Raw genomic sequence first — 434 nt, 5'->3', positions numbered from 1 at the left:
ACGTGTCACATGTCGACGAACTACGCAGTGTCACTGCCGTAGGGGATGGGGTTCGTGTGGGCGCAGCCATCACTCACGCGGAAATCCAGGACGGGAAGTACGAGCCTTTGCGTAACTGATCTATTCAGTATGTCGCTTCGGGTATTCCATCTCGCGCGATTCGTACCAGCGGCACCATCGGCGCCAGTCTGGCTCATGCCGATCCCGCAGCGCACTGGTCGCTGGCCCTTTCGACCCTTAATGCTCGGCCTGAGCTCGCTAAGGCGGGCGGTACGCGCCAGGCGCTCGACAGCGCGTTCATGCTGGGCGCCTTTACAACGCTGCTTGCGGCCGGCCGACTTATCGCAGCGTGTCTGCTGCCGAAAAACGGCGTGCCCCTCGGGGGGGGCCATCACACGCTTTGCCGTGATAAGCGACGTGTCCCCCCTGCAGCG

The 434-nt window shown here is 62.9% G+C and carries 1 protein-coding gene; it reads left to right on the top strand.

What is annotated here, in order from left to right; all coding sequences use genetic code 11:
* Window positions 1-122 precede the first annotated feature (122 nt).
* Window positions 123-434: FAD binding domain-containing protein (locus tag A6V37_RS43210; protein WP_208607889.1), on the top strand; the 312-nt coding region annotated here is incomplete at its 3' end.

Source organism: Paraburkholderia ginsengiterrae (genome assembly GCF_001645125.1).
In the GTDB taxonomy this organism is placed as follows: Bacteria; Pseudomonadota; Gammaproteobacteria; order Burkholderiales; family Burkholderiaceae; genus Paraburkholderia; species Paraburkholderia ginsengiterrae.
This window is presented reverse-complemented; position numbering and strand designations above follow the sequence as displayed.